The 25,162-nt window shown below is 64.5% G+C and carries 28 protein-coding genes; 10 read left to right on the top strand and 18 right to left on the bottom strand.

The annotated features are described in order from the left end of the window. Window positions 1-65: 65 nt before the first annotated feature. From P1P75_RS16890 to P1P75_RS16870, 5 genes are read right to left on the bottom strand one after another with little or no spacing between them, the layout of a single operon-like run. Window positions 66-449: an RRQRL motif-containing zinc-binding protein gene (locus P1P75_RS16890; RefSeq protein ID WP_319256044.1), complete on the bottom strand. Its 384-nt coding sequence runs from the start codon at window positions 447-449 to the stop codon at window positions 66-68. Further along, window positions 449-1,099, bottom strand: coding sequence for a GGDEF domain-containing protein (locus P1P75_RS16885; RefSeq protein WP_319256042.1), 651 nt, complete (start codon window positions 1,097-1,099; stop codon window positions 449-451). The genes P1P75_RS16890 and P1P75_RS16885 overlap by 1 nt, the downstream gene beginning before the upstream one ends. Beyond that, window positions 1,096-2,088: a DUF2637 domain-containing protein gene (locus tag P1P75_RS16880; RefSeq protein ID WP_319256040.1), complete on the bottom strand. Its 993-nt coding sequence runs from the start codon at window positions 2,086-2,088 to the stop codon at window positions 1,096-1,098. The genes P1P75_RS16885 and P1P75_RS16880 overlap by 4 nt, the downstream gene beginning before the upstream one ends. Then, window positions 2,085-2,534, bottom strand: coding sequence for a Pycsar system effector family protein (locus P1P75_RS16875; protein ID WP_319256039.1), 450 nt, complete (start codon window positions 2,532-2,534; stop codon window positions 2,085-2,087). Before P1P75_RS16875 ends, P1P75_RS16880 begins: the two co-directional genes overlap by 4 nt. Next, window positions 2,531-2,830 (bottom strand): hypothetical protein, encoded by a 300-nt coding sequence (locus tag P1P75_RS16870; protein ID WP_319256037.1) that lies wholly within the window; start codon window positions 2,828-2,830, stop codon window positions 2,531-2,533. Before P1P75_RS16870 ends, P1P75_RS16875 begins: the two co-directional genes overlap by 4 nt. A 316-nt stretch (window positions 2,831-3,146) precedes the next feature. On the opposite strand from P1P75_RS16870, the gene P1P75_RS16865 reads away from it, so the two are divergent. Together P1P75_RS16865 and P1P75_RS16860 are read left to right on the top strand one after the other, a co-directional pair. Then, entirely contained in the window at window positions 3,147-3,914 is a 768-nt protein-coding gene (locus tag P1P75_RS16865) for a helix-turn-helix transcriptional regulator (RefSeq protein WP_319256035.1), read from the top strand. Then, window positions 3,914-4,387 (top strand): NUDIX domain-containing protein, encoded by a 474-nt coding sequence (locus P1P75_RS16860; protein WP_319256033.1) that lies wholly within the window; start codon window positions 3,914-3,916, stop codon window positions 4,385-4,387. The genes P1P75_RS16865 and P1P75_RS16860 overlap by 1 nt, the downstream gene beginning before the upstream one ends. Here P1P75_RS16860 and P1P75_RS16855 read toward each other — a convergent pair. Continuing rightward, window positions 4,375-4,944, bottom strand: a complete 570-nt coding sequence (locus tag P1P75_RS16855) for an HD domain-containing protein (protein WP_319256031.1) — start codon at window positions 4,942-4,944, stop codon at window positions 4,375-4,377. The genes P1P75_RS16860 and P1P75_RS16855 overlap by 13 nt on opposite strands. 11 nt (window positions 4,945-4,955) lie before the next feature. Beyond that, window positions 4,956-5,402, bottom strand: coding sequence for a GntR family transcriptional regulator (locus P1P75_RS16850; protein WP_319256029.1), 447 nt, complete (start codon window positions 5,400-5,402; stop codon window positions 4,956-4,958). A 422-nt stretch (window positions 5,403-5,824) separates the two neighbouring features. Between P1P75_RS16850 and P1P75_RS16845 the strand changes: the two genes are divergently transcribed. Together P1P75_RS16845 and P1P75_RS16840 are read left to right on the top strand one after the other, a co-directional pair. Further along, window positions 5,825-6,778 (top strand): ATP-binding protein, encoded by a 954-nt coding sequence (locus P1P75_RS16845; protein ID WP_319256027.1) that lies wholly within the window; start codon window positions 5,825-5,827, stop codon window positions 6,776-6,778. After that, window positions 6,771-7,769: a response regulator gene (locus P1P75_RS16840; protein WP_319256025.1), complete on the top strand. Its 999-nt coding sequence runs from the start codon at window positions 6,771-6,773 to the stop codon at window positions 7,767-7,769. The genes P1P75_RS16845 and P1P75_RS16840 overlap by 8 nt, the downstream gene beginning before the upstream one ends. Window positions 7,770-8,800: 1,031 nt before the next feature. Here the strand turns inward: P1P75_RS16840 and P1P75_RS16835 are convergent. The 8 genes from P1P75_RS16835 to P1P75_RS16800 all read right to left on the bottom strand — a co-directional run bounded on the left by P1P75_RS16835 (window position 8,801) and on the right by P1P75_RS16800 (window position 14,319). Beyond that, window positions 8,801-10,189, bottom strand: coding sequence for a site-specific integrase (locus P1P75_RS16835; RefSeq protein ID WP_319256023.1), 1,389 nt, complete (start codon window positions 10,187-10,189; stop codon window positions 8,801-8,803). Next, a complete protein-coding gene (locus P1P75_RS16830) occupies window positions 10,186-10,398 on the bottom strand; it encodes a helix-turn-helix domain-containing protein (RefSeq protein ID WP_319256021.1) in 213 nt (70 codons plus the stop codon). The genes P1P75_RS16835 and P1P75_RS16830 overlap by 4 nt, the downstream gene beginning before the upstream one ends. Further along, on the bottom strand, window positions 10,388-11,758 hold the full coding sequence (locus P1P75_RS16825) for a replication initiator (protein WP_319256019.1): 1,371 nt from the start codon (window positions 11,756-11,758) through the stop codon (window positions 10,388-10,390). Before P1P75_RS16825 ends, P1P75_RS16830 begins: the two co-directional genes overlap by 11 nt. After that, complete coding sequence (locus P1P75_RS16820) at window positions 11,755-12,015, bottom strand: hypothetical protein (RefSeq protein WP_319256017.1); 261 nt, start codon at window positions 12,013-12,015, stop codon at window positions 11,755-11,757. The genes P1P75_RS16825 and P1P75_RS16820 overlap by 4 nt, the downstream gene beginning before the upstream one ends. 104 nt (window positions 12,016-12,119) lie before the next feature. After that, the gene (locus tag P1P75_RS16815) at window positions 12,120-12,410 is read right to left on the bottom strand and encodes a hypothetical protein (protein WP_319256015.1); all 291 of its coding nucleotides are present in this window, start codon (window positions 12,408-12,410) and stop codon (window positions 12,120-12,122) included. A gap of 35 nt (window positions 12,411-12,445) precedes the next feature. Next, complete coding sequence (locus tag P1P75_RS16810; protein ID WP_319256013.1) at window positions 12,446-12,640, bottom strand: hypothetical protein; 195 nt, start codon at window positions 12,638-12,640, stop codon at window positions 12,446-12,448. A 12-nt stretch (window positions 12,641-12,652) separates the two neighbouring features. Continuing rightward, window positions 12,653-13,969: an FtsK/SpoIIIE domain-containing protein gene (locus P1P75_RS16805; RefSeq protein ID WP_319256011.1), complete on the bottom strand. Its 1,317-nt coding sequence runs from the start codon at window positions 13,967-13,969 to the stop codon at window positions 12,653-12,655. Beyond that, on the bottom strand, window positions 13,969-14,319 hold the full coding sequence (locus P1P75_RS16800) for a hypothetical protein (protein WP_073497691.1): 351 nt from the start codon (window positions 14,317-14,319) through the stop codon (window positions 13,969-13,971). The genes P1P75_RS16805 and P1P75_RS16800 overlap by 1 nt, the downstream gene beginning before the upstream one ends. Before the next feature lie 179 nt (window positions 14,320-14,498). On the opposite strand from P1P75_RS16800, the gene P1P75_RS16795 reads away from it, so the two are divergent. The 5 genes from P1P75_RS16795 (at window position 14,499) to P1P75_RS16775 (ending at window position 21,368) form a co-directional block, all read left to right on the top strand. Continuing rightward, window positions 14,499-15,263, top strand: coding sequence for a GntR family transcriptional regulator (locus P1P75_RS16795; protein ID WP_319256008.1), 765 nt, complete (start codon window positions 14,499-14,501; stop codon window positions 15,261-15,263). A 3,131-nt stretch (window positions 15,264-18,394) separates the two neighbouring features. After that, window positions 18,395-19,246 carry a TIGR04255 family protein gene (locus P1P75_RS16790; RefSeq protein WP_319256006.1) on the top strand — a complete coding sequence of 284 codons (852 nt, stop codon included), beginning with the start codon at window positions 18,395-18,397 and terminating at the stop codon, window positions 19,244-19,246. Beyond that, window positions 19,243-19,791 carry a hypothetical protein gene (locus P1P75_RS16785; RefSeq protein ID WP_319256004.1) on the top strand — a complete coding sequence of 183 codons (549 nt, stop codon included), beginning with the start codon at window positions 19,243-19,245 and terminating at the stop codon, window positions 19,789-19,791. The genes P1P75_RS16790 and P1P75_RS16785 overlap by 4 nt, the downstream gene beginning before the upstream one ends. Then, window positions 19,788-20,255, top strand: coding sequence for a hypothetical protein (locus tag P1P75_RS16780; protein ID WP_319256002.1), 468 nt, complete (start codon window positions 19,788-19,790; stop codon window positions 20,253-20,255). The genes P1P75_RS16785 and P1P75_RS16780 overlap by 4 nt, the downstream gene beginning before the upstream one ends. A gap of 453 nt (window positions 20,256-20,708) precedes the next feature. Continuing rightward, a complete protein-coding gene (locus P1P75_RS16775; RefSeq protein WP_319255999.1) occupies window positions 20,709-21,368 on the top strand; it encodes a hypothetical protein in 660 nt (219 codons plus the stop codon). 453 nt (window positions 21,369-21,821) lie between these two features. On the opposite strand, the gene P1P75_RS16770 is transcribed toward P1P75_RS16775, so the two are convergent. Genes P1P75_RS16770 through P1P75_RS16760 form a run of 3 tightly spaced genes read right to left on the bottom strand, consistent with a single transcriptional unit; the run spans window position 21,822 to window position 22,993 of the window. Further along, the gene (locus P1P75_RS16770) at window positions 21,822-22,118 is read right to left on the bottom strand and encodes a hypothetical protein (RefSeq protein ID WP_319255997.1); all 297 of its coding nucleotides are present in this window, start codon (window positions 22,116-22,118) and stop codon (window positions 21,822-21,824) included. A 4-nt stretch (window positions 22,119-22,122) separates the two neighbouring features. Further along, entirely contained in the window at window positions 22,123-22,443 is a 321-nt protein-coding gene (locus P1P75_RS16765) for a hypothetical protein (protein WP_319255995.1), read from the bottom strand. After that, window positions 22,433-22,993: a bifunctional DNA primase/polymerase gene (locus P1P75_RS16760; protein WP_319255993.1), complete on the bottom strand. Its 561-nt coding sequence runs from the start codon at window positions 22,991-22,993 to the stop codon at window positions 22,433-22,435. The genes P1P75_RS16765 and P1P75_RS16760 overlap by 11 nt, the downstream gene beginning before the upstream one ends. 390 nt (window positions 22,994-23,383) lie before the next feature. Between P1P75_RS16760 and P1P75_RS16755 the strand changes: the two genes are divergently transcribed. Beyond that, window positions 23,384-24,619, top strand: coding sequence for a hypothetical protein (locus tag P1P75_RS16755; protein WP_319255991.1), 1,236 nt, complete (start codon window positions 23,384-23,386; stop codon window positions 24,617-24,619). The last annotated feature ends 543 nt before the right edge of the window (window positions 24,620-25,162 follow it).

The raw sequence follows: 25,162 nt of genomic DNA, 5'->3' as shown, positions 1-25,162 counted from the left end.
TCGGGAGGGATGCGGGGCCCGGCCGCTGCTTTGGTCGGTTGAGACCGGGCCCCGCGCTGAGCGGGTCAAGCGGCGCGCTGTTCTTCCGGGTAGGCGCAGGGCACACACACCCCGAGCGAGGTCGGGATGCAGTAGCTGTAGGTCAATCGGCACTGCGGGCAGGTGCGGCGGGCGAGCATCGCCAGGGCGAGCGCGCCCCACTTGCGCGAGGTCATCGGCCGGACCGGCTTCGCGCAGTCGATGCGGTAGAGGTAGGCGACCTGCACCCCGGACTTGCGGCCCCGGTGGCAGCGCATCACCTGCGCGGCGACCGGCTGTCCGCCCGGCCGCAGCCCCTTCTCGCGCAGCTGTCGGCGGGTGGCGTAGCCATCCGGGGCGAACCGCCATGGGAACGTGGGGATGCCGAACCGGGTGCCGTGCGGGTCGAAGCACTTGGCGTAAGTCGACATCAGGCAGCCACCCCCACGACCGGAGCGTCCGCGCGGGCGCCCGTACGGCCAGCGCGCCGCCCGGTAACCGTGGCGAACAGCCGACCCAGCCCCGCACGGCGGGTACCGGCGCGTGCCTGCTTGGCCGCGTACATCGCCTCATCCGCACGGCGCAGCAGCGCGGACAGGTCATCGTCGGGGAAGTCGGCAGCACGCACCCAGCCGAGAGAGACGGTGGTGTGTACGGCGGGGTCCTGGCCATCGACCGGCCGGGAGAGAACGCCGTGCAGCACAGCGAGCATGTCTCCGGCGGTGCCGTGGTCGTCGATCAGAACAGCGGCGAACTCATCGCCACCGAGCCGCCCGGCCACCCCGGACCTGCCGACGTGGTGGGCGAGCCGGTCCGCAGTTGCCTGCAACAGCGCGTCCCCGGCAGCGTGCCCGAAGGTGTCGTTGATCTGCTTGAACCTGTCGACGTCGGCCAGCACCACGACCGCGCGCGGGTCGCGCAGCAGGGCAGCGGCGCGGCGGGTGAATGCCTCGCGCGTCCGCAGTCCTGTCAGCGGGTCGCGACGGGCGACGTTCAGGCGCCGCCGCAGCCACAACGTGTGGGCCGTCCAGCCGGAGGCGACCGGCGCCGCCGCGGCCAGCATGCTCAGCAGGGTGTTCATGCCGCCGCCCCCTCGATGCCCTCGTTGTCGTCGCCGTCGATCGGGTGCAGGCGGCGCCCGTCGGCCCGCTCGTTCAGCAGCAGGTCGCGCAGCACCCGGGAGTTGGCCGCTGAGCAGTGCAGCGTGGTGCGGATGGCTTCCGCGTTGATCGCGTCATCGGCCCACTCGGCTGTGGCCTGGCGTGCCTCGGTGAGCAGTTCCGCCGGGGTCCGCGGCGCCTTCGTCGACTTGCCCTTGGTGCTGGCCGGGCGCTTCCGCGGCGGCTTGGGTGCCTCCGGCTTCGGCTTCTCCGTCTCCTTCGGCGGCACGGGCGGTACGTCCTCGCTCGCTGGGGCCAGCTCGCCCAGCTTCAGCAGTACGCGTTCCGGGCGCGGGGTCTTCGACCGCCACCGGCGGCCGTGCTCCTCGCGGAGCCGGGCGCGGGCCAACTGCCGCTCACGCTCCCGCTTCAACGCCTCGGAGTAGGAGGTGATCTCCCACAGCGTCATCCGCCGCCACAGACCGAACGTCGACAGCGGCGCCAGCATCCACCGGGAGAACCGCACCTTCTCCATCCGCCGGCCGGTCGCGGCACCGATACGCACGGCGTAGATGTGCGCGCCGATCTCGGAGAACACCACCCACAGCAGCGGCATCGTGCCGTGTGCGACCTTCGCCCACAGAGACTCACCGGCGGCGACGTTCAGCCCGCATGTGATCAGCGTCAGCGCCCAGGGCACGAACCGCACCCACGCCAGTGCCATGTCCATCCGGATCAACAGCAGGTTGGCCACGGTGAACACCGGAATGGCCACGTCGATACCGACGGGCAGCATCCACGGCTCACCGAAACCCCACCGGGCGGCAGCGGAGGAGACCGCGTCGAACGAAGCGATCAGGCCCAGCGCGCCGACACCAGCCGCGGCGAGCGCGCCCAGCCCGGCGAGCCCCATCTCCGGCTTCGTCAGCGGCGGAACCGTCGGACGCTCGATGCTCTGAGTCGTCGTCATGCCGCACCCCCGGCCACGATCAGGGCCGCGACGATGAGCAGCGCACCACCTGCGCAGGTCAGGTCAACCGCACGGCGCAGACCGGTGAACTTGGCCACCGCGAGGCGGGACAGACCCGCGATGTCCGCGCTGAGGCGGTCCTCACCCAGGTGGGCGGTGATCTCCTCAGCGGTGAGCGTCGCCCACAGCGGGAAGCCGTGCCGACCTCGCAAGTTCGGACGCACCGACCGCAGCAGCAGGCCCGCCGCCGCGACCAACAGCGCCATGCCCGCGCCGCCCACCGCGAGAGAAGCGGTGTTCAACGACATGTCCTTGGCGACCGTCCAGGCTCCGGCCAGCACTGCACCGACGAACGCCAGCAACAGACCGGTCTTCGTGTCGGTCCGCGCGATCTCCGCCTTCACCTCGGCGTGCGCGGCCGTCAGCTTCGTCTCCGGGGCGCTCATGCCGCCGCCCCCTTCCGGGAGGACCGACGGCGCCCGATCGGGCGTACCAGGGCGACGACGTTGAACAGCTCCGGGGCGTGCACCTCGATCACCTCAGCGGCGATGCGGGCCACGTCGTCCGGAAGGTTGCTGTACTCGGGGTCGGCCAAGATGTCGCGCGCCGCGTCCATCCGGGCCGCACGCTCAATCTCGCTCTCACCCTCCACCCCGAGCCACAGCTCAACCGGGGTCCCGAGGGCCAGTTCCACGAAGTCGTCAGCGGATACGGCCTGTCGACGGCCGATGTACGTACGCATGGACGTTCTCCTGAATCGATGGGACAGGGAGAGGTCCGGCGGCAGGCGACCTTGCTGGGGAGTCCCGCCGCCGAACATGTGTGCGTCGATACACGTCCTCCGATGGAGAACATGTATTACGTGTTCCTCATCGTGCAGTGAGAGGTTCGCTGCGTCAAGCCCTTCGACTGTTGGCGTTCCGCGAGCCCCTCGCGCTCGATGTACCTACAGAGTGGCGGCGATGACTGCGACGCTCGACTTCGCACCTGTACGACTCAGGTCGTCCTTGGCTAGCGTGAAGTCGTACCAAGTCGTCCCGAGTGAGCGGAGGTTGGACGTGGCGAACGAGCGACTGCGTGGCGCGATAGTCGACCTGGGTCTGACCCTTGACGAGGTCGCTGAACGACTCGGCGTCGCGGCGAAGACGGTCGAACGTTGGATCAATGACCCTGACCGCAAGCCGTATCGGCGCTTCCAGTACGCGACCGCCTCACTTCTGAAGTGCGAAGTCTCGTACCTCTGGCCGGACGAACGAACGTCGGCCGAAGTGACCGCCACCGGCAACGCGGAGTTGGTGAGGCTGTATCCGCACCGGTCCGTCGTGATGCAGACCCTTTGGACGAACCTGTACTCCAAAGCGACCCGGCAGTTTGACCTACTGGTGTACTCGGGGTTCTGGCTCACCGAGGACGCGACGTTTCACCGCATCGTGAAAGAGAAGTCAGTTGACGGAGTCCCTATCCGCTTCATGTTGGGAGAGCCGGACTCGCCGGCCGTAGCCGTACGGGGCGACGACGAAGGCATCGGCGCCGCGATGGCGGGCAAGGTTCGCAACGCCCTCATCAACTACGGCCCGCTCTTTGGCCTCCCCGGTGTCGAGTTCCGCTTGCACGGCACCACGCTCTACAACTCGATCTACCGGGCCGATGACGAGTTGCTGGCGAACGGCCACCTCTACGGGGTCGGTGCCTACATGGCTCCCGTGCTCCATCTGCAACGCGTGCCCGGCGGTGAACTCTTCGACGCCTACGCAGAGAGTGTTGAAAAGGTGTGGCAGTCGGCTCGTCCGATCTCATCACCCGACGATTGGGAAGGCACACATTGATGAACCGCATTGACTACTTCCGCGACCCGAACGCGCCTAAGGCCAATTCGGTGGTCCCCTCAGTAACAGCAGTTGTCCGCGACGATGCAGGGAAACTGTTGCTCATCCACAAGACCGATAATGACCTTTGGGCCCTGCCCGGCGGTGGCCACGATATCGGCGAGCGCATCGCGGACACGGTTGTTCGTGAGGTCCGGGAAGAGACCGGTATCGACGTCGAGGTAGACAACATCGTCGGGCTTTATACCGACCCCGAGCACGTGTTGGCGTACGACAACGGTGAAGTCCGGCAACAGTTCTCCATCTGTTTCCGGGCCCACTCGGTCGGCGGTTCGCTGCGCACTAGTAGCGAATCGAAAGAGGTCCGCTGGATTGACCCGGCGAACCTTGACGGGCTGGATATCCACCCTTCGATGATGCTGCGCATCCGGCACGGTCTCGATGACACGCGGCGGGCACCCTACATCGGCTGACCACCGACGGAAACGTCCGCCATCCGATCCCCGACGCGCTTCGACGCTGCATGAATCTCGGGGGCCGCGCGTTGGATGAACCGCCCGACGATGGTGTCCGGGCCGTACCTCTGCACGATCTCATCCAGCCGCGCCGCCGGCGTTGTCTGCGTGCCGTCCGGCGTCGTCGTCATGTCGCAGTAGAGCAAGGCGTCGACCAGGTCGGGGCGCTCTAGCTCGAACTCACTCTCGAGTTCCCGACGAAGCCCGCGTTCCTCCGCTTCGAGCAAGGCACAGGAGTGATGCGCCACAAGACGAACAACCCGTTCGTCCGCGCCTTCCTGATCTCTGAGGAACCGCGCGCCGTCCAAGGGGTGGAAGCCCGTAGCGGCAATGGCTGGCGAATAGCCGATGTCGTGCAGTACGGCGGCGGCCTCCAACAGCTGCGCGTCGTCCCCCAGGATGGGGCTCAGGGAGCGAGCACGCTTGGCGACCCCTAGCGAGTGCGCCCACCGGCGCGGGAGCGGATCGGAAAGCAGCGATTCAGAGAGCGTGTACGCCCACTCAGTCAGTCCCATGGGGGCCAAGACTACGACCGGGCGTTGCGAGTCGGGAGAGCGCACACGGTTCGCCCCTTGCCGTGCACGGTGGCAAGCACCCCGTTTCCCTCCATCTGGGCAAGAACCCGACGCACGGCGGTCCGAGACGCTCCGAACCGCTCACACAGCTTCGATTCGGACGGGTACGCGTCACCGACCGAGAGGGAGTCCTCTTGGATTACGTCCGTCATGCGCTCCGCGAGCGACCGGCGGTCGCCTCCCCGGACCACGCGCCACCCGATACCGGGAGCGGACTCGACAACCCCGTCCCCTTCGAGAACCTTGAGCGCGCGACGGATCGTGTTCCGGGAGACTCGGTGCGCGTCCATCAGCTCTGCTTCCGACGGCAGCACCTCCCTACCTCCTTCGGCCTGAATCTCGTTGCGCAGCGTCTCCGCAATGACCAGGTAGGTTCCGCGCGGACTGGCCTCCGGCACTTCGACTCCTCTCGTTCCACCCCTTGCCCGCTGTCAAGAGTGCCACCGAGCTCCGCAGCGCGCCGAGGACAAGTGTCCCACCTGTCCGGCTGTCCGGTTAGAGCCCTCACCTGCACAAATGACCCGGACAGCTCAAAGTGCCGCTGTCCGGGCTGTGTGGTCACAGACGCTGCACCCCGGGGTATTGCAGCCCGTCGGCGAAGCTGACCTCGCAATGAGCGTCGGAGCCGGGGGCCACTTCCGGTCCGATCTGCCTCAAAAGGGAGTGGACAGCCTGGTCACGCCCCACGGCACCGCCTAGTCGCACAGCGCTCGCAGCAGGGCACGCATTTGACGCAGCAACGCCGACCTTCCTGCCATGCTGGTACAACACCATCTGGATAGGGTGAGGCACCACCCAGAGGAGAGGAGCGATGAGAAGAATGTCAGCAGTTACCGCAGCCACAGTAGCGGCCGCCGCCGCCCTGCTTGGCAGCCTCGTAGCATCAGTTCTTGCGGCCCTACTCGCAAGACGCAGCAGGGAACAGAGTCACCGTTTCGAAACCGAGGTATTGGCACGACTGGAGATTGCTCGAAGGGAACGAGATAGCGGACAAAGTAGAATCGACTCGGTTATCCCCTACCTTGTAGACGAAGTACCTGCCGAGGTATCCCACCGAGTAGTTGCGGATTTGACTGACCGCTTGATCATCAGCGGCGATAATGCGCGCATCAGCATTATCGGACCGAGAATAGACAAATCACAACTGACCAAGGAAATCGCCCACTCCCTACGCACCCCTCTCGCCCAGATCGAGGCGGCGGCGCTCTATATTGAGTCAAGCGGAAGGAACCCGGAAGATGCAGTCAGACGTATCCACAACGCGGTAGATATCTGCAAATGCTTCATTAGCGCTTATCGCGAACAGACCTCCGTCGAGGAAAGATCTTCAGGTTGGTCACCAGCCTCAATCGGCAAGTCACTTCAGGCTGCAGCAAATTTCTATGCCGACAAGGAGAAAAAGGCTCTCAACGTTACACTGGCGGATTTTCCTGAAAATTTTCCGGGCTACAGCAATAGCTTCTCCATCGCAGCGCTGCTTCCATTGATTGAGAATGCAGTGGAGGCCAGCCCAACCGGTGGCGCAATCCACATTTCATATTCTTCAAGCGTCGAACATCACGTGATCGAGATCGCCAACCAAAGCGCTACCACATTTCCCGATGAAAGTCTCTTCGAACGCGGCTTCAGCACGAAAAGCGGCCATGAAGGCCTAGGGCTCTCAGTAACGAAAAGACTCATTGAGGATTACGCTAATGGAAGTGTATCCTTCGCCACTTCAGAAACGGTTGTAACTTTCACGGTAGCCATCCCCTCGCGGAGGAACGATGTATGAAATCCTTGTCGTTGATGATGTACGGGACACCGCCGAACAGTTCGCTCAGCTGATCGAATTGCGAACGGGGTTGCGCAGCATCGGCTGCCATACCCCTGAACTGGCGCTTTCCGCAGTCCGAGAGAACTCCATCAAAGTCGCCGTACTCGATCAGCGCATGCCTCTGGCTACTGGAGTAGAGCTCTTCTCGAGCATTAGGGGAATTGACTCCTCCATTAGAGCCATTATGGTAACAGGGGAAGCAAGACCCGGAGAGGTCGGCAATGCATTCACATCAGGGAGCCGTGACAAATTTTCCGGTTTCGTATTGAAGGAGGAAGTGGATAAACTTCCAGAAGAGGTGATGCGGCAATATTTTCAGTACCAAGTCGACAGGGCTGCCGACAGCACACCTGGGAATGTTCACGCATTCTATTCAAGCAGGCGACGATTCCTTTTGTTCGGAGATAGAATCGAGTACAGAATCGTAGCATTCCAGGTTCTCGACGAGGAGTACGTCGCCCCGGAATCCTGGACCACTGTACTTCACATTACGGCCGGACAGGAGAATAAATACACAAACTCGGCCTCAGTGAAAGATACGTTCATTGTCGAGCGTACGCAGTCTTACAGCCTCAAGGGAAATCTAGGGTCTACCTTCGGGAAAAAGAGAAAGGTCGACGCCAAGCTTGAGGCGGCCGCGAATTTGGCAGCGAAAAATAGCAGAACAACGGAGGTCTCACACCAACAAACCAGCGAAATGACTATTAGACTTCCAGACGAGCCGACAGACCCCACTGAGATTTACGTAAGAGCAAGACATCTACAGATCGCCCCTATTTATCGCAGAGTTCGACTCAATATTTCGAAAAGCTGCGGACGTTGCGACGAAGACACAATCGTTCCACTGACCGTTCTTATCTATGACAGCCGACACGCCACACGTCAAATTGATTACCGCAGCAACGGAGACGAACACATCCTCGACACTGGTGTGCTGCGCCTCCCATAGGCATGCCTGAATAGTTCAGGCCGCAATTGCCGAAATGGTAGGCGCCCCAGGCGGTAGCTCAGGTGGAAAGAAGCCAGGGCTGCGGAAAGCACGCGCGTCTGCCGACCAGTACAGCAGGTGAGAAGTTCGTCGTCTCCAGGCGGAGCGCTCGCGCGAGTTCCTTCGGGCAAGGCACTCCTTGACTTATTGCGAACGCACTCTCGCCCGCGGGTGGGTGAATCTGCCGGCACAATGCCAGCCATGGGCATGCTGCGGTTTCGTACGACACGCCTCGTGGATAGCAACCCCGAGGGTTCAGACTTCACCCCAAGTCCGAAGGAGTGGAGGATTTGATCGGCGCAATCACTCCAAGTACGTACCTCGCGGACTGGCCTGCGGCTCGCGGCTTCCCCTTCCAGACACGTGGCGGCTTCCTCTACCAGCGTCCCACTCGCCCGGTTGACCGACACTTAGTGTCCCACCTGTCCGGCTGTCCGGTTACGCCTCTCACCTGCATAAACAGCCCGGACAGCTCATAGTGCCGGGTGTCCGGGCTGTCCGGTCACAGACGGCTGCAACACCCCGAGGGTGTTACAGCCCGTCGGCGGAGCCGACCAATCAATGGGCGCAGGAGCCGGAGGCGACTTCCAACTTCGCACTATCTGCGATACAGGAGGGCACCCCCTACCTCCCGGGATCAAGGAAACGGCTGGTCAGAGCCGATTTGCAAGCCGATCTCTGAACGTGCTCCGGAGCCGTGTGCGCAGGTTCGAATCCTGCCGGGGGCACCTTGCAGAAGGTGCCCAAAGACCCCGTCACCAGCGGAAACGCTGAGGGTGGGGTCTTCGCGTATGTGCAGGCAGATGCTGCCGGAAGCAGCCGTTTGCCAGTGATCACGTAATGGCGACGTAATGATCTTGATGGGCTTTCTCGCAGGTCAGCAGCCGTTTCCCGGACCCTGAGCGTAGCCGTGCGGCCTATACGTGGACTGACGAACGGGAGCCCCGAACCTCTCCGGTCCGGGGCTCCCGTTCGTTGGTCATGTCGTTCGGTCAGTCCGGGGTGACACTCTCCTCCCCGAGCCCTTGCATGATCCGGTCGTTCATCTCTTGCTCCTGGCCGTCGATGCACTTGGCGTAGATCTTGAGCAGGACGTCCACCGAGTGACCCGCGCGGGCGGCGACCTCCGGCGCCGGAACGCCGGAGTTGAGCCACTGCGAGACTCCGGCATGACGAAGGTCGTACGGCCGGAAGGCCAGGACTGACGACACTTGGTGGGGCACGAACGCCAGTTCCCGAGCCTGTTTCCATGCGCGCGAGTACGACGAGGCCGCGATCACGTTGCCCCGCTCGCTGGAGAACAGCCGGCCGTCCTCAGCCGTACCGAACTCCTTGAGGTGCTCGCGGAGCAGCCGAGCCAGTGGAGGCGGAATCGGCACGATGCGCACCTCGCCCTGGGCCCGCTGCTTGAGTCCCCGCCGGTCGTGCGCCTCGCCGGAGTCGGTCCACGCCTTACCTGCCGTGGGCCGGGTCTCCGCCAGCTCGATGCGGCCCCAGCCAGACGCCGGAAGCGTGCAGTCGGAGCGGCGAAGCCCCAACGCCTCCCCCGGTCGCATGGCCGCGTAGTACAGACAGCCGAAGAACGCCCGCAATCGTCGGCCACTCGCACGGTCGTAGCCGCCCACGTACGTGAGGGCGGTCAGCAGCTCCCGCGCCTGCCGAGGGTTGACCACGACACGACGGTCAACCTCCTGCACCGGCCGCTTCCCTCGCTTGCGCCGGACGCGGCTCAGTGGATTGAACGGCAGGTGTTCCAGCTCGACCGCGTACTCAAGCGCGTTGAAGACCACCGCGCGTCGACGCCGATACGTCTGGGTGGCAGCAGGCTTGCCGTCGAGCCTGCGCCCCAGCGCGTCGATCAGCTCGTGCACGCGGGTGATCTCCTGGAACTCCCCGACCGGCAGTGATGCTTTCTCGATCCACCGCACCGCCGCCGCGATCTCCTCCGGCCTCTCCCGCTCCCGTCGAGGAACCGGAAGGACGTAGGACCGCAGTGCCCGCCGCAGGATTTCCTGACCAGGCCGCCCCCGTCCCGGCTTGACCAGAACGGGAAGGACCGTCGCCAACGCATCCGTCATGCTGTCCCGCTGCTTGGCCGACGCCTCCGCCCAACGGGCGTCCACGTACTTGACCGCAAGGTCGAGGAAGGACAGCGCGGCCTTTCCACCGCGTAGCGAGTCCGGCAGGCCGGTCACGGTGTCGAACGGTTCGCCCTTGTCAGCCGCGCGGAGGAGCTTCGCGCGGAAGCGGTCCGCCAGCGCCTTCGTCTTGAACGACTCGTGGAACGGTTCACCGTCCACGGACCATCGGACGAGATACGTCGGCTTCTTCGCGGAGCGGTTGATGCTGAGTTTCCAGATGACGACCTTGTACGACTTCACGACGCCGTCCCCTCCGCCCGTTCTTCCAGCCAGTCGTTGAGCACGTCGCGCCGGACCCTCAGCTCGCCGTTCGGCAACCGGATGCAGGCGGGCGCGAGGCGCAGTTCCCGCCAGCGGTAGAAGGTGCGTCGAGAGATGCCGCCCAGTTCGTCGAGGACCTGCCGCACGGTGAGCAGCTCGGCCGCCTTCGTATGGGTCTCACGTGCCATGGAAGGCACCGCCCTCTCGTACCGAGGCCGCCAGGAGCGCGGCTTCCGGCGAGTAGCCGCGCCCCGCATAGCGCCACCGGCCGACCGTGACCGTTGGTTGGTCGGCCAGGCCGACGGAGGCCCGTTGTTGCTCCGCCCGGTGGTCGGTACGGGCCTGCCGGAGGGCGGTCAGCGTCGTCGAGTAGCGGCGCGACTTGGTGGAGAAGTGGCCGCCGTATCCGAGCATGTGGGCCCAGCGGCGCAGGCCGAGGGGCGCGAACTCCGGTAAGCCGCCGAGCCACCAGCACGTGGCGATCATGCGGAGCACGTGTGCACGCACCGGCAGCATGACCATGTCTCGCGCATGATGGATGCGACCGTCCACCGCACCGGCGGACTCCGCTCCCTTCGTGGCGTACTTGGCGATGTACCCCGCCACGGTGGCCGGGGAAGCAGGCCGCTCCCCCGTGTCCCGGCGGTACGAGGTGACCGGGCGTACGTCGATCTGGGCACCGAAGCGCAGCGCCCGCGGCCCGATGACAACCGCGCCAGGGGTGTTGAGCCCCACTCGTCCGACCACGGCTCGCACGGAGTCGACCAGGAGCGGGATCGTCGCCCAGTGAGGCGGAGCCGAGTCGGGTCCGTCGGGGCCATCAAGGCGGATCACAGCATGGAAGTGGACCAGGCCCCGCCGCTGGTACTCAGCGACTTTCGCGTACGACAGTCGGGCGACTTCCTTGAACTCGGTTCGCGGCAGACCTGCTTGCCGTGCGACCTCCCGGCGCAGCTCCAGCCCGAAGCGATGCCAGAGCCGACCAGCGAACGCGTGCCAGAGGACAGCACCCGCGTAGTCGTAGCAACGCGCGCAGAGGGGTTCGCCGAGACGAGGGTCGTCCGCCGAGTGCCGCTCACGGCATCCGGCCGGCCTTCCGTGCGGACAGTGGTCCCCTGCCCGACGAGGTCGACAGGGCCGGACGCGTCCGTCACGTTCACGGCGAGTGTGGACCGGGCCGAAGCCGGGGGCGGTGAGCGTGGCGAACACCTGCGGGTGACCGCTCACCGCCTCCGGGACGTTCTTGCCGCCGACGAGGCCGGCCCGGATGAGTTGGAACGTGTCCGCCCGGTACAAGGCGGAGCAGGCCGGGCAGACCGTCGCACGCCGGTTGCCGCACGCGGTAAGCAGGCGACCTCCGTAGACGTCCGAGCTGTAGGAGAGCAAGGCCGCACCGGTCGTGGTGTCGTAGACGGTTGCCGCGCCGACCAGGTGAATCGGGTTGGTGCAGCCACCGAGGCGGACGATGTTCCGGCGCCAGGCCGCGAACTCCGGCTCCGACGCCTTATCGACGAGAGCGGCAACGCCCTGCGGAAGGGTGGTGGTCATCGGCGACCACCCCCGTCGCCGAACGCCTGCCCCATCACGGCCGAGATTCCCTCCGGCCGAGTCTTGGCGCTGAAACGCAGCGTCGGGTCCGTGAGCCAGACGGCGGCCGCGTGCGCGGGACACAGCCACTGCTCGGTTCCGTCGAGTTCGACGAGGACGATCTGTTCCCGTCCGGCGCAGGTCGAGACCTGCGCGTCACGCTGCCTGAGGTCGCAGTCGGGCGACGGGGATTTGCGCGAATGATGCGCGGTGGACAAAGTGTGGGTGCTCCTTTCACTGCTCATGTGGCGGATGGAGTGGGTTCCTGACGGGGTCGGGTTTGGCGACTTCGCGCCCCGTCGGGAGCCCTTCGTACGGGCGATCACTGTTGTTCCTCGGGAGGAATCCCGGCGACGCCGAACGAGATCGGTCCGAAGTCGCGGCGAGCGGCGAAATAGCCCTGGCCGATGTCCTCCGCCGGCACACCGAGCGGAGCGGCGACAGACCCCACTCTGTCGAGGCGAGCAGCGGAGTCGGAGGCGTCGACCAAGACGACGACGGACGCGTGACGCGGTACGACGACGGCTGGATTGGCGGTCAGGAAGTCGACCAGCTCCCGCAGACCGACCAGGAAGGCGGCGCGGTCACCGGAGCGGATGACGTAGTCGGACATGGGAAGTCCCCTTGTCGGGTCAGTGGCGGGGCGTCTCAGAACCGGAGTTGGCCGAGGAAGCCGTTCACGCCGTCGAGAAGTGCCTGAACGACGGGAGCGGCCACGGTCCGGGCGAGCAGGAAGCCGAAGGCTCCACAGAGCAGGGAGTCGGCCCACCGGAGGTACCGGATGCGCAGGAGGAACCAGATCAGCAGGCCGAGCAGCAGAACGGCCGACATGGACACCAGCACGGCAGGCCCCTTTCACGCTTCGACGTGCAGTTCGGACAGGACGGGGGTCAGGTGCGCGTACTCGGCGGCGACGGCTTCTGCCTCCGCTTCCGTGATCAGGTGAGACCGGGCGCGTTCCCAGCCGTCGCCGGAGGCGAGGACAGCCGTACCGGCCTGTTCCGGGGCGATGGCCTGCGCGGCCTTCAGCGCGTCGGGGTTGAGGTCGCCGAGCGCCATCTCTGCCGTACCGGGGTCGGCCACGCGATGGCACACCCGGCCGCCCAGCTGTGCCCGGAGTGCAGTGACACCGGGCCCCAAATCGGAACCGACGCGCTGACCGGCCACGACGAGGAACACCCCGAGCGCCGCACCGAGTTGAGCCAGCCGGATCAGCGCCGTACCCGCCGCATGCGCTTCGTCCTTCTCGCTCCGGTTCGCCACGAGGAAGAGTTCCGCGATCTCGTCGACGATCACGACGACGGGGACAGGGCGTTCCTTGTCGGGCAGACCCCAGATGTTCCGAACGCCGGCGGCTCGGCAGAGGGTCATCCGGTCGATGGTCAGGTCAACGAGAGCGGCCAGCAGCCGTACCGCTTGCTCTCGGTTCGTTGCGAGGGCGGACAACCGCGGTTCGTAGAGGGACAGTTCCATGCCGCCCTTGCAGTCGATCCCGACCAGGGCGACCGGCTGGGGGGCGAGGCCCGCCACGAGAGCATTGATCAGCGTCGACTTTCCTGAGCGTGTGGCCCCGACGATCAGCCAGTGCGGGACGCGCCGCAGGTCGACCACCCACGAGGCCCCTGTCTCCAAGGCGCCTACGGTCACACGGAGCAGATGACCGGGCCCTCGCTGTTTCGGCACCTGCGGGTCGGCCAACGGGTCGGCCGCCGAAGCGACGATCCGTACGATTCCTGGCTTCCAGGAAGTCACCCGGACCGCGTGCACCTGCCAGTTCTCCGCCATGGCGGGCGCAGCCTTGACGAAGTGCTCCGGCACCTGGCCCGGCAACAACCGCACGAGCAGTACGAAGCCACCGGAGGTCGGGCGTATGAGCCCCCTCCGGGGGACCCGCGGCTGCGGCGGAGGCGCCCCTTTGCCAACGAGGCCGGACACCACAGTCAGCGCCGGCCGACGGCTCACGGCGAGCCCGCACCCGGCCATCAGAGGCCGCCAGGTCTGGACGACCCGGAACGCCACGGCTGGGAAGCCGCATAGCAGCCACCAGGCAACGGGATAGCGGCGGCGCAGGGCCGGGCCCGCCAGAAGCAGACCCGACACCAGCACTGCGGCCACCACCAGAACCCAGCTCGGCCAGCTCTCACCGGCCGAAGTGGCGGAGGCCAGCTTCATCACTGACTGGCCCCCTTACCCGCCGGAGTAGCGGGAGCGCTCAGGGGCCGGATCTCCGCTGCGCGGAACGCGATCCCGTGCCGTCCCTCGTTCTCCCACGGCGTGGCCACCAGGTCCCGCACGGCCACCGGCATACCGAGCTGCACCCCGGCCGGCTCACCGGCCACGCTCACGTTCACGACGTCGGCCGACGTCCCCGCCATCAGGCAGAGGCCGACCTGATACACGGTCTTGCCCGTGTCGCGGTCAACGCGAAGCTGACCGGTCTCACGGTTGGCGACCCGCGGGGCCGGGGGCACGGCGCAGATGATCCCCGTGTACTTCGCGGTGTCGATCGGAAGGCTTGCCACTGTTCGGATCTCCTCATCTCAGGCACCCGAAAGCCTCTCCTTCGGGTTGCTAGACCACCCGTAGTACGGGTGCCGCAAACAACATTGACCGCCCGTAGTACGGGTTGTCAACCGTCTTCGCGTGGGAGAAGCTATGACCGTCCACGGACGGCACGTACCGCCCATGGACGGAAGAAGAAGTGACCACGGCCTGGAGGGCCCGCATGCCGCCGAAGAACACGCAGCCCAAGTACCGGCAGATCGCCGACTACCTGCGCGAAGGCATCTTGGACGGCACCTTCCCCGCCGGCCAACCGCTCCCGTCCGAGGAGGCGTTGGCGAAACAGTTCGGGGTGACGCGCCCCACAGTCCGTCAGGGACTGAGCGAACTGCGGGCGTCAGGACTCGTCGAGGCCATCATGGGCCGCGGTACCTTTGCCCGCTCCCCCCACAACCGCCCCAGCCACACGCGACCGCGCGGCGTACGCCGGACCACCGACGGCCGCTACATCGAGGCGGACGGCATCCGCTGGACAGACGCCGAGCCCCCGGTAGCCACCCGCACCGACGCCCCACTCGCCCTGGCGGACCTACTCCGCATCCCGCCGGGCGAGCCGATGTTCACGTACGACGCGTTGCAAACCGCGGACCACGGCCACCTCCGCCAACTCCACCGGACGTACGTCCCGTTCTCGGTGCTGATCGACACCAAGTACGAGGAGGAAGCCCCGCCGCCGGCGCCGGAGCTCTACACGGCGCTCGCCAACATCGGCCACGAGCTCCACTTCACGGAGTACGTCCGCACCCGCATGCCTCTACCCGACCAGGCTCAGGCGCTACGACTCGCCGACGGGGTCCCGATGCTCCACGTCATCCGCGTGACCCTCACCGAGTCGGACAAGCCCCTCGCCCTGGAGGAGTTCCACCTTCCGGGCGACGAGCTGGAGCTGTCGTTCAGGCTGTAGCACAGGGCGAGTTGGCTCAGACTTTCTCTACGTCATCAAGGCGGCTCGCTTCGCTCCCCGCGCGCTGCCCGGCCCCCGGCCGGGCCTGCGCTCCTGCCTTCGTCCCGCTCCAGCCCGGCCAGCCCCCGGGCCGCACGCACAACAACGAGCCGACTGACGCCAGAGACGACGCTGTGGTGGGCGCCCAGCTCCACGGCATAAGCCCTACGTCTTGGCAGCGGGACTCGACACCTCGACGTCAACCGCAGATTCTGCCCATTTCCTAACCACGTCAGCGAATTGAGCATAGCTGGCTGGCCCGTCTCCGGCCGTCACCATCCCCACCCAACCGTAGTCACCATCTTCCTCCTGAATTACCCACGAGCCGGAGTCACCGCGTCGCGTGGGGGTTTGGAGACTTCCGCTCACACCCCAGTGGCCTCCAGGACGACGCAACTCCAGAAGATCTTGAAAACAGTAAGAACTGTCACCTATGGAGATGCTTCTCCTTAGCGCAAGAGCACCAACTATGAGATCCTTTAGCCCCGAGCGTGCCGACACTTGAACTCTCCGACCTTCGATGACTTCAGACATAGGAACTATTCGATTGACCGACCCAAGGTCCAAGATCGAATCATCAATCAATACATTCGGATGGACCTTGATGATTGCGGCGTCAACTCTATTCTCCTCGCCAGCACCTCGGCACGGTTGATCCTCTCCCGCAAGCATCCCCTCACTAGTGCGCAGACAATTACCGATGATCATCCCCGCTCCACCGTCTCGCTCGCTTGGCTGAGTAGCGATGCAGGATTCCTTGATCACATGTCCGCAAGTGACGGCGTACCGATCGCCGTTCAAGTCAAGGAAACCTCCCAGAGTTCCCCTGGTTGTGCACCCATTTTCCCCCAGGGAAATTCCGCCGACAAGTGGACGGTGCTTGTCACGTGATCCCGCAAGAGCGACGGCTGTGCGTCGCGCTGCGAGGCGAACGCGCCACCCAAGCTCACTTGCGATGCTTGACAGCTCTTCAAAGGCGCCTAGAGGAATGGATGGATCATAGAGAATGGTAAACATCACTCCAGGCCGCTCGGGCCCCTTCCGTCCGCGAATACTGCGCAACTCGTCCAGCGTTCGGCAACGCCAACCGAGGTCGACAGGGGGAGCTTCATGCCCGCGCACAATGCCCTGCTCAGACGTCACCGGCCAGACCGAAGGCGGAACTTCGTACCCAAGCTCTCGCCGCCTGAAATGGTAAAAGTGGGCGAGTTGTGAGTCAAACTCTCGCCACTCATCGGTCGACATTGTGGTCCGAATTTCCCAAAGGTTTCGCATGTCGGGGTCTGTCTCGATGAGCAAACCATGAACATAAGGAAAGCTTAGAGGTCCATGGAAATCTTCCATAGCCTGCTGGCCGACAGTTCGAAGCGCTTCCATCATTTCGGATCACCTGGGCTCACAGGTCGTTTGTGTCACGCTTTCTCGGGCACCACTCGGGCCGCCACGACCAGATATAGAGCAGCAAGAACAGCAGCGGCCACACCGTTAAAGATACCCAACTCGTCCGCGAGGCTTACCATGCCGTAAGCCCAGATTGCGTAGGCCCCGATGCCAATTGCGACAGGAGCCCAACGGCGCCGATACTCATTTCCTGGATAGAGTCGCAGAAGATCCACTAGGGTAACAAGAAGAAGTACCACGAATACAACTAGAAGCCAGATCGTTCGTGGTGCCGTATCTGCCTTAGTGCCTTGAACGATAATCGCAGAGGTTGCCAGGTATGTAGCGCTCGTCTCAAGCGGAAAATATTTGACAAGCTGCTCTCTGGGCGGGTCTCCCCGTTCCCGGTCGGCGTGACTCTCCGCTACACCCTTTCGCGCCTTCTTTACAGGAGTTACTGCGCGCGACATGGCAAAGCCCTCCAGTCTTGGGGTCGCAGGAATGTAAGCTGCTGGAATCCGCGAGTGCGTTAACTAATCTGAGGCGTACGCGCAGCACGCCGACGATTACGTCGAGAGGCGGCTGTACCTGCATTTGCACCTGTTCTCAGGATGCCGCTTTCCCCTGTTGATCGCATTCTGAATCAAGAGCTCTCGAACCTGCCGTCAGGCTGGCTGACAACGACTTCGCGCCAGCAGTCAGGACCCGCTCAGGCCCGCCAGTTGCTGCGGGGAACCAGCGGGGGACCCCGCTGGGGACACCGTTCTGCTGCATCAGAGCACCCGAGCCGATGTGTCGCCAGCCGCCGCCGTCACCGGTCGGCTCCCACGACTGAGCACTGCGGTCCTGCCGTCGCGGGCTTGCTCTGGTCGACGGCACCGATACGTGGCTGAGGCCTGTGGGGGTGCAGCGAGGCACACGCGCGCCTGGTCGGTCGACTTACGCGCCGTCGTGGCGGGCTTTCGTCGGCTGAGGCTGAGACGGGCCGTGGCGAAGGTGCCAGCCGTCAGCCGAGCGAGGCTCGCACCGGGCAAGGCCAGGCCGCCCCTGGGCCGTCCAAGGCCGCTCAACAGTGGCCAAGGATGACCAGCGACGACCACCAGGCGCGCGATCCCGCAGCCCCTGACCAGCAAAAACCCAGCTCATCAAGATCCCCGACAAGACCCAGGGCATGAAGAAGTAGTGCACCGAGAGGTTAGCGCCTGTCGGTTGGATCAGGCCGTGTGACGTCGGCGAGCGCGGAGCCAGCATCAGGCCGCCGAAGATCAGCAGGGAGCCGACGGCGTCCAGCAGATCATGGCGCGCATGAAACGAACCGACGAGTCGGATCCGCGCAGTCGACGAATGATGGGAACAAGACCGAGGGCCTGCAAGACGGCCAGGCTGAGGATGACTCGCGCCACTACGGTTTTCAAGATCGCCGACGGTTTGACTCGGTCATTGAGACTCCACGGGCGCCGGCTTCTATGGAGCCTGGCTGGACGGTCCCTCAATGCAGCGCTACGAGAGACGCGGGCCCGAAGCCCATCTGGTCGCACCTGACGCCGAGCAACGAGCATCCACACTCGCGCCAAAGGTGGGCACGAGAGTGAACAGAAGTAACAGCTTCACTACTATGGGTGACTCATGTCACACTTCCCCGTCGACAGTGAGGCGCTGCGCACCTATTCTCGTTCTCACGTGGGCAGGTGTCTGCGTTGGGAGCGGGGGGCATGACTCATAAGCCGGGCATGACGACAGGCACGGATACCGAGGAGGCTGCAGTGGCAGGATTGCCGAACTTCGACCAGCCGCCAGTGGTGGAAGTGGCCTGTGGCGTGAAGTTTCGCAAGGTCCCGGAACTGAACGGAATCCGGCTAGCTCCGTTGTATGACCTGTGGAAGTCGGACCTTCCCGTGGTTGAGGAGCAAGCCACACTTCCTTCTGCCGAAGCGGCATCCGGAGATTCGGGGCCAACTATTCGCATCGACTTCCCTTCACTGCGTGAAATTCGCTATTGGTTCCTTAGCGAGGACTCGAAGGATCTCGTACAGCTCCAGCCCGATCGCCTAATTGTCAATTGGCGCGGGCGAGGCGACGGAGTCGATTACCCCCGCTTCGATTACGTGTTGAAGACTCTGACTCAACGAGCCACTGAACTCTCACGCTTTGTCGAAGAACACTTCCGAACTAAGCTCGAATTTCTACACGTCGAGTTGAGCTACATCAACGCATTGCGCACAGACGGAGCCAGTCGATGGGATCTGGAAGATATCTTCCACACGTGGCCCGATTTCGCCACTCACCACCTTGGCCGGCCCGCAAATTCTCAGATAGCGTTTGATTTCCCGATCGAATCGACCCTTACAGGCAGAGACTTCTTCCTACGCGTATCGATTGAGCCTGGAGTTGTAGAGAATGGAACACCCGGGACATTCCTCACGATGACAGCCCAGGGAAAACCGGCAGAAAGCTCAATCGAAGGCGTTATTGATTCGATCAAGGAAGCGCATGATCACCTAGTGCGGAGCTTCGCGGAAATCACAACAGAGGCCGCTCATGAACGCTGGGGGAAACGCTCATGACTGTCATGGAAGTCGAGACTATGAGCCCGGTGGTAACGGGTCTCACCACTAAAAGATCGACACCGGCCAACATCCCTGGGGAAACCGTCACCAGCCGCCGCAGCCCACGGGGTAAGGCAGGCCCCTCGGTCACCATCGCCGTCCAGGAAGAGGGATCCGGAATTCCCGACCTGCGTGCAGCGGTCGATAAGATCAACAATCTCCTCGCCCTACCTGAGGGTTGGGACGGTTTTCGCGCCGGGCGGGTTACTGTAGATGCAGCCATTGCAATGCTGCATGCCCTTCTCGCTGTGATGGATCGCGGAAGTCTGCCGCCGCAATTTTTCCCGCTGCCCGATGGCGGCCTGCAAGCCGAGTGGCACGTAAGCGGAAGTTCGATTGAGATTGAAGTCTCAGGCGACGGCCGGTCAGGCTGCGCCTTGGCGGACGGAGAAACAGAGGCCGAATCGGAGTTCACATTCCCACTACAACGGGATCAGCTCGCCGAATTCCGTAAAATCCTGTCTGCTTTTTCTGCTCAAGCAAGAAGGTTTGCCTCTAGGTGAGCAGCGATTTATCGGGGGTGGGGATGGACGAAGAGCAGGAGATCCCTGATGGCGATCTGCTCTGGCGCTGGGTGAGCACCGAGAATCCCAGGATGATGCGTTACGACAGCGTAACCAACGAGGTGCTCGGACCATCTAGTGCAGCTTTCAAGCCGCATGATGACGGAACTTCCGTATACGTTAGAAGGATCCTCGACGAGTGCGGCATAGGGCCGACTGGCATATCCGACAACCCTCAGAATTCTGTCTGGGAATTAGAAGCCAAGAGCATTCGCGATCAAGAACTCGACGTCGTTCCGGATGCATGGCCTCAGGACATCCCAAGCCCTGAACACCCGCGAAACGCTGGCCACGCACTCATTGTGGGTTGGGAGATGCTGGGGCGGAAGCAGATCGACAAGAAAGCGCAGGCGCTATCCCGTGCAGCTTCCTGCGTCTATCACCCAGCAGAACGGCCGTCGTGAAGCGTCTCTACCTGCGCGGTGTCATCTTGCCGGGAACGGAAGCATGTCAGATCTGTTCGCATCAACTCTTCAGCCGCTCAGTGCGGCATCTCACGGCGAAGAGGTCGCATGCCACAACCGTGTCAGATGTAGGGGTCAGCCACGGTCAACACCGGTGCCTCATGAGCAAGTACCCGCCCGTTTCCTGGCCCGGTGAAGCCGCACCTCAGGAGGGAGATAGCCAGCCGCTCTCCTAAAGCGGTGTCGCGCTTTGCCAGAGTAGACGTCGTCACGATTACCGAACCGGCCGAGAGACCCGCGCCGGGCCATCGAAGTCAGTTGGCTCCACGCACCGCCATCCCCCGCGCGACGACAACAGCGCCACATCGGCTATGCCGAGAGTGGCCAACTGCTATCAGCACCGCCTCCCCCAGGGGATGATTCGCCTCACAACAGCACCGTCCCAGGGGGACCATGAGCACCGACAGCACGCCGCCGATGCCAGCTCAGCCGCCGCGGCTCGCTAAGAAGAACCACACCAACGCCTACATCATTGGCGGCGCGGGCATCATTGCCGCCGCCATCGTCGCCACTGGTATCGCCATATCCGGCAGCGGCGACGACGCAGCGACGCCACAGCCCACCGTCACCGTGACGGAAACCGTCGAGCCGGAGGCCGCAGTCGAAGAGGACGCAGCAGCGGCAACCGACCAAACCGCTGACGCCCAGGTCGGCGAGGAGGCTCGGAACGCTGGAGCCGTCGTCAAGGTCACGAAGGTGCTTGAAGCCGACACCGTTACGTTCGCCGGAGCCCGCAAGTCTGCAGGTGCCGACGCCAAATACGTGATCCTCAAGACCGTCGTCAGTAACGAGGGCAAGGCCAGCATGGACCTGACCTGCTCGCTACCCATCGTCAACGCTCTCATCGACGACCAGGACCGACGCTTCGACACGATCGAAGATCTTTACGACGTCGCCGGCAACCCGGAATGCAACGCGCAGCTGCAGCCAGGATTCGACGACGAGATGCAGTTCGTCTATCGCGTCCCGAAAGACGCGGTGGTCACGACATGGGAGTTCTCCGAGTACGACCTCGAGAACGAGGTGACACCCACCCTCGTCGACCTCACCTGACCGGCCACCGCCGATCCCCGTCCTTCACCCAGGGGGCGGCGGCTTCGCCGTGCTGCGACTACGTGTGCCAGTACCGATAAGGCGACGGCGGAGCACGCGTCGATAGGTGACCTCCTGCGTACTCGTCCGTCTGCGCACTGCACCACAAGCGCACCAGATCAAGCGCGGAATCGTCGGGAGACCGCTGAAGCTTAGCGAGGGTGCACGTCAACCGCATGCACAGACGAGCGACCCGCGTAGGCAGCGTCCCAAGCCGAAGTCATCGTTGGCCTGCCGTTCGTCCGGGCTGCGGCGCTGGGGCGCCGGTCCCGGCCGAGCGGCAGGCAAACCAAGTTCGCCGGGACAGCGAGAAGCCCCGTACGACAGCGCTGTGGGGGCGATGTCGTACGGGGCTGGACCAGCCGACCGCGGGAGCACGCTCGAACCGTGGCCAACCGGCGTTCGAGGAGCGGTTCAGACCGCAGGCGAATCGGCCGTCGTGCCCTGCAGCTCCGCTTGTAGTCCTGCCGTGATGAGTTTGGCCAGCATTTCGGCCGCGTCAGGGCGCACGGTCCCGAGCTGCACCAATCCGTCGCCGAGGACGTTCACGTCGGCCACCAAGCCGGGGAAGTCGGAGTCGAGCCCGAGCAGGACGAGCTGATCGGCCAGGGTGCCGGCGCTTCGGCGCGCACGGTTCCAGCCTCGGACGTAGGGCACGCCGGGCACCAGGTCCTCCGCCCGTTTGGCCACCACTCCTCGCCGGTCGGTCATGACGTCAGATCCTTCCCTTGTGTTCTTCGACGGTGGTTGACGCGTGATCGTCGCCGTCACGGTCGCGGCCGTATCCGCTTGCCAGTGCCAGGCGTAGGAGCTCCGCGAGACGCTCGGCCGTGTCGGGGGACACGCGTCCCAGCTCGACGAGGCCGTGTCCGAAGGCGTTCAAGTCGGCACGCAGGTAGGGGAAGTCCTTCTCCAGGCCCGCTCGCACGAGGACGTCCCGCAATGCGGTGGTGGCGTTTCGAGCCGCGTACCAGCCGTCGCTGTCGAGAGGCGACCATGCGGCAGCGTCGCGCCCGACGGTCGGCTCATCCGGCATCGGTGGTCGTCTCCTCGAGGAGCGCAGCAACCGCCGCGTACGGAGTCGGGTACTGCTCGTCGAAGCGGTCGATCCTTGCCAGGAGCTCCGCGGAGGCGACCAGCGCAGTCGCGAGCGCCACCGGCCGCAGCGGGTTGGCCTCCGGCCGGCGCGTCGGTGCCCGGAGCCACTGGTAGCGGTCTTCGGACAGCGGAATGGGGCCGGGTACGACGACGGCCGAGCCCTCGCTGAGGTAGCGGTACTGAGGTGGAGACGAGGTTTCGCGGCCAAGGTAGTACGTAAAGGTCTCCTGGCTCTGCGAGCCCAGGAAGAATCCGACTCGCTGCGCCTTGCGGTCGACGACCGAGGGGCCGACAGGCATCCCACTGCGCTGGAGACGGTCGAACATCTCCATTCCGAGGCGCTGTTCCACGCTCACCACGTCGAAGAAACGGCCGGTCGGCAGCAAGCAGGGCATCCGCGGGTCATCCGCCCAAACCTGTCGGCACTCAGTCGGCTTGTCCGCTGCCGCAGACAGCCATTCCATGCCCCGCCTGGTCATCCTCTGCACGTCGTCTCACCCTCAGTCTGACTGCGGTGCGGCCTCGATGCCGCCGTAGGTCCAGACTCCTGGCCCGGTACCTGGCCAGGGCAGATGACGAAGAGGTGACGGGGGATGACGCACCCACGCCCATCACGTCATCCCCCGTCACCCGCTCCTCGCGAAGGATCTCCGATTACTACCTGCACGAAGCAATGACCAGCGCGTACATTCGGTCGGGCAGAGCGAGTTGTCGCACCGGCGTACGCGCAGGGAGTGAAGGGCTACGTCCTCATGAAGCCGACCAGTGCCCGCTTACGTGAAGCTCGCACAGGCCGGGGCTGGAGTCAGCCGCGGTTAGTGAGGGAGTTACGCCGAGCAGCATCCCAGCGCGGGCACCAACTCCCTTCGGATGCCAGTGTGAAGCGCCGCATTGCGAGTTGGGAGAACGGGCACAGTTCGCCCGACGACTTCTATGGTCCGCTTCTGTGCGACGCCTTCGCCACGAGTCCGGCGGAACTCGGCCTGGACCGCGGAGAGGCAAAGGACGCTCCAGTCCTCGACGTCTCATATCCCGCCAGCCCTGATGACGCCATTCAGACAGTCAGCCAGTTGTGGCGCGCGGATCTCAACCACTACGACCCGCTACTCACTGCGGAGCCGTCCGAGCCAGCGTGGAACGAAGCGTCACTCCGGTGGCTGGTCGCCCCCGAGCCGAGCATTCCCCGGCCGCGTACCGAGGGAGTGCGAGTCGGTCTCGGCGACGTGGCAGCGATCAAGACCACCGCGAACATGTTCGCCCAGCTTGACGATCAGTTCGGCGGTGACCACGCACGCCACTCCGTCATCCAGTACCTCAACAACGATGTGACTCCACTCCTGCAAGGCCGGTACACCGAGCAGGTAGGCCGGGCCCTGTTCTCGACCGTGGCGGAAGCGACGCTCCTTGCCGGTTGGATGTCCTACGACGCCTGTCACCACGGACTCGCCCAGAGGTACTTCCTCCAGGCCCTCCGCCTCGCCCAGGACGCCAACGACCGCCGGCTCGCGGGCAGCATCCTGTCAGCGATGAGCCATCAGGCGACCTTCTTGGGGCGATATACCCAGGCCGCGACTCTTGCCCGTGCGGCGCTCATGGGTATCTCCCCGGTGGCCACGCCGACGCTGCGCGCTCAGTTCCATGCGATGGAGGCACGTGCACTTGCTCGCACCGGAGATGTCGCCGCGTGCGAGACGGCTCTCAGCGCGGCGACCAAGGCGCTCGAAGGTCGAAACAGCGACGACGAGCCGGAGTGGATCAGCTACTTCGACGAGGCCGAGCTTGCCGCCGAAGCCGCCCACTGCTTCCGCGACGTCAACAGCGCCCGTCGGGCCGTATCCCACGCCGAGAACGCCATGAGCGGCAGCCATGTACGAAGCGACTTCTTCGCGACGATGGTCCTGGCCGATGCTCACTTGCGCGCGGGGGACGTCGAGGAGGCATGCCGCGTAGCACTCGATGCTCTGGATCTCGGTGAACAGCTCAAGTCGGCGCGGTGCGTCAGCTACCTGGCCGAGTTCCGCCGGAACCTCAGCGCCGCCGGCCACAGTGTCGCTGCACGCGACCTCGCAGACGAGGCACGCGAGCACAGGCTGTGGATTGCTGCGGGGACGTAGGTCTTCCCGTCAGGCTCCAGAGTCACGGAGCTAGTCAGTGCAGTGCTGAGAGCTGCACAACCGGCCGCGCCTACGGCCTGTCTCGTAGTGCCCGCATACCTCCTGGTGAACGACAGATAGCTGTCAGACGGGCCGAGGTACGGCGACGCTTTGTTCAACGCCCAGAGGGGAGCGAAGGTCTATCCCCTCACAACTTCAGTGGCTACAGTGGCTTTTCCTGTTACGTCCGTAGTCCTCATTTTCGAGGGCTCTCGGGGGCGTCGGAAGGCTTCAGTCTTCCGGCCCGTCATCACGACACCCTCGGAGGGCATATGGAAGTGGCGGGTTGGGCGGCAGTGGCTGTCGGCTCGATCGCGGGAGGTGTGACCGTCCTCGGTTACCTCGCCGATCAAGTCCCAGGACTGTCGAACAAGATGATCAAAGCTGTGCGGTCACTTCGTGCCGTTAACCTCGATCTTGCGTGACGGTCCGCCGACGGAGTCGGTGGACCGTTTTCGTGCTGTGGGCTGAGGCTGGGCAGGTTGAGGGCCCGAGTGTCGTCTC

Origin of the sequence: Streptomyces sp. ID05-39B (assembly GCF_033794725.1) — a bacterium.
GTDB lineage: Bacteria > Actinomycetota > Actinomycetes > Streptomycetales > Streptomycetaceae > Streptomyces > Streptomyces bobili.
This window is presented reverse-complemented; position numbering and strand designations above follow the sequence as displayed.

Bases quoted from the DNA above. Each gene is read 5' to 3' on its own strand.
- P1P75_RS16890 (WP_319256044.1), bottom strand. From the start codon at position 449: ATGTCGACTTACGCCAAGTGCTTCGACCCGCACGGCACCCGGTTCGGC.
- P1P75_RS16885 (WP_319256042.1), bottom strand. From the start codon at position 1,099: ATGAACACCCTGCTGAGCATGCTGGCCGCGGCGGCGCCGGTCGCCTCC.
- P1P75_RS16880 (WP_319256040.1), bottom strand. From the start codon at position 2,088: ATGACGACGACTCAGAGCATCGAGCGTCCGACGGTTCCGCCGCTGACG.
- P1P75_RS16875 (WP_319256039.1), bottom strand. From the start codon at position 2,534: ATGAGCGCCCCGGAGACGAAGCTGACGGCCGCGCACGCCGAGGTGAAG.
- P1P75_RS16870 (WP_319256037.1), bottom strand. From the start codon at position 2,830: ATGCGTACGTACATCGGCCGTCGACAGGCCGTATCCGCTGACGACTTC.
- P1P75_RS16860 (WP_319256033.1), top strand. From the start codon at position 3,914: ATGAACCGCATTGACTACTTCCGCGACCCGAACGCGCCTAAGGCCAAT.
- P1P75_RS16855 (WP_319256031.1), bottom strand. From the start codon at position 4,944: ATGGGACTGACTGAGTGGGCGTACACGCTCTCTGAATCGCTGCTTTCC.
- P1P75_RS16845 (WP_319256027.1), top strand. From the start codon at position 5,825: ATGTCAGCAGTTACCGCAGCCACAGTAGCGGCCGCCGCCGCCCTGCTT.
- P1P75_RS16840 (WP_319256025.1), top strand. From the start codon at position 6,771: ATGTATGAAATCCTTGTCGTTGATGATGTACGGGACACCGCCGAACAG.
- P1P75_RS16830 (WP_319256021.1), bottom strand. From the start codon at position 10,398: ATGGCACGTGAGACCCATACGAAGGCGGCCGAGCTGCTCACCGTGCGG.
- P1P75_RS16825 (WP_319256019.1), bottom strand. From the start codon at position 11,758: ATGACCACCACCCTTCCGCAGGGCGTTGCCGCTCTCGTCGATAAGGCG.
- P1P75_RS16815 (WP_319256015.1), bottom strand. From the start codon at position 12,410: ATGTCCGACTACGTCATCCGCTCCGGTGACCGCGCCGCCTTCCTGGTC.
- P1P75_RS16805 (WP_319256011.1), bottom strand. From the start codon at position 13,969: ATGAAGCTGGCCTCCGCCACTTCGGCCGGTGAGAGCTGGCCGAGCTGG.
- P1P75_RS16790 (WP_319256006.1), top strand. From the start codon at position 18,395: ATGACTCATAAGCCGGGCATGACGACAGGCACGGATACCGAGGAGGCT.
- P1P75_RS16785 (WP_319256004.1), top strand. From the start codon at position 19,243: ATGACTGTCATGGAAGTCGAGACTATGAGCCCGGTGGTAACGGGTCTC.
- P1P75_RS16775 (WP_319255999.1), top strand. From the start codon at position 20,709: ATGAGCACCGACAGCACGCCGCCGATGCCAGCTCAGCCGCCGCGGCTC.
- P1P75_RS16770 (WP_319255997.1), bottom strand. From the start codon at position 22,118: ATGACCGACCGGCGAGGAGTGGTGGCCAAACGGGCGGAGGACCTGGTG.
- P1P75_RS16765 (WP_319255995.1), bottom strand. From the start codon at position 22,443: ATGCCGGATGAGCCGACCGTCGGGCGCGACGCTGCCGCATGGTCGCCT.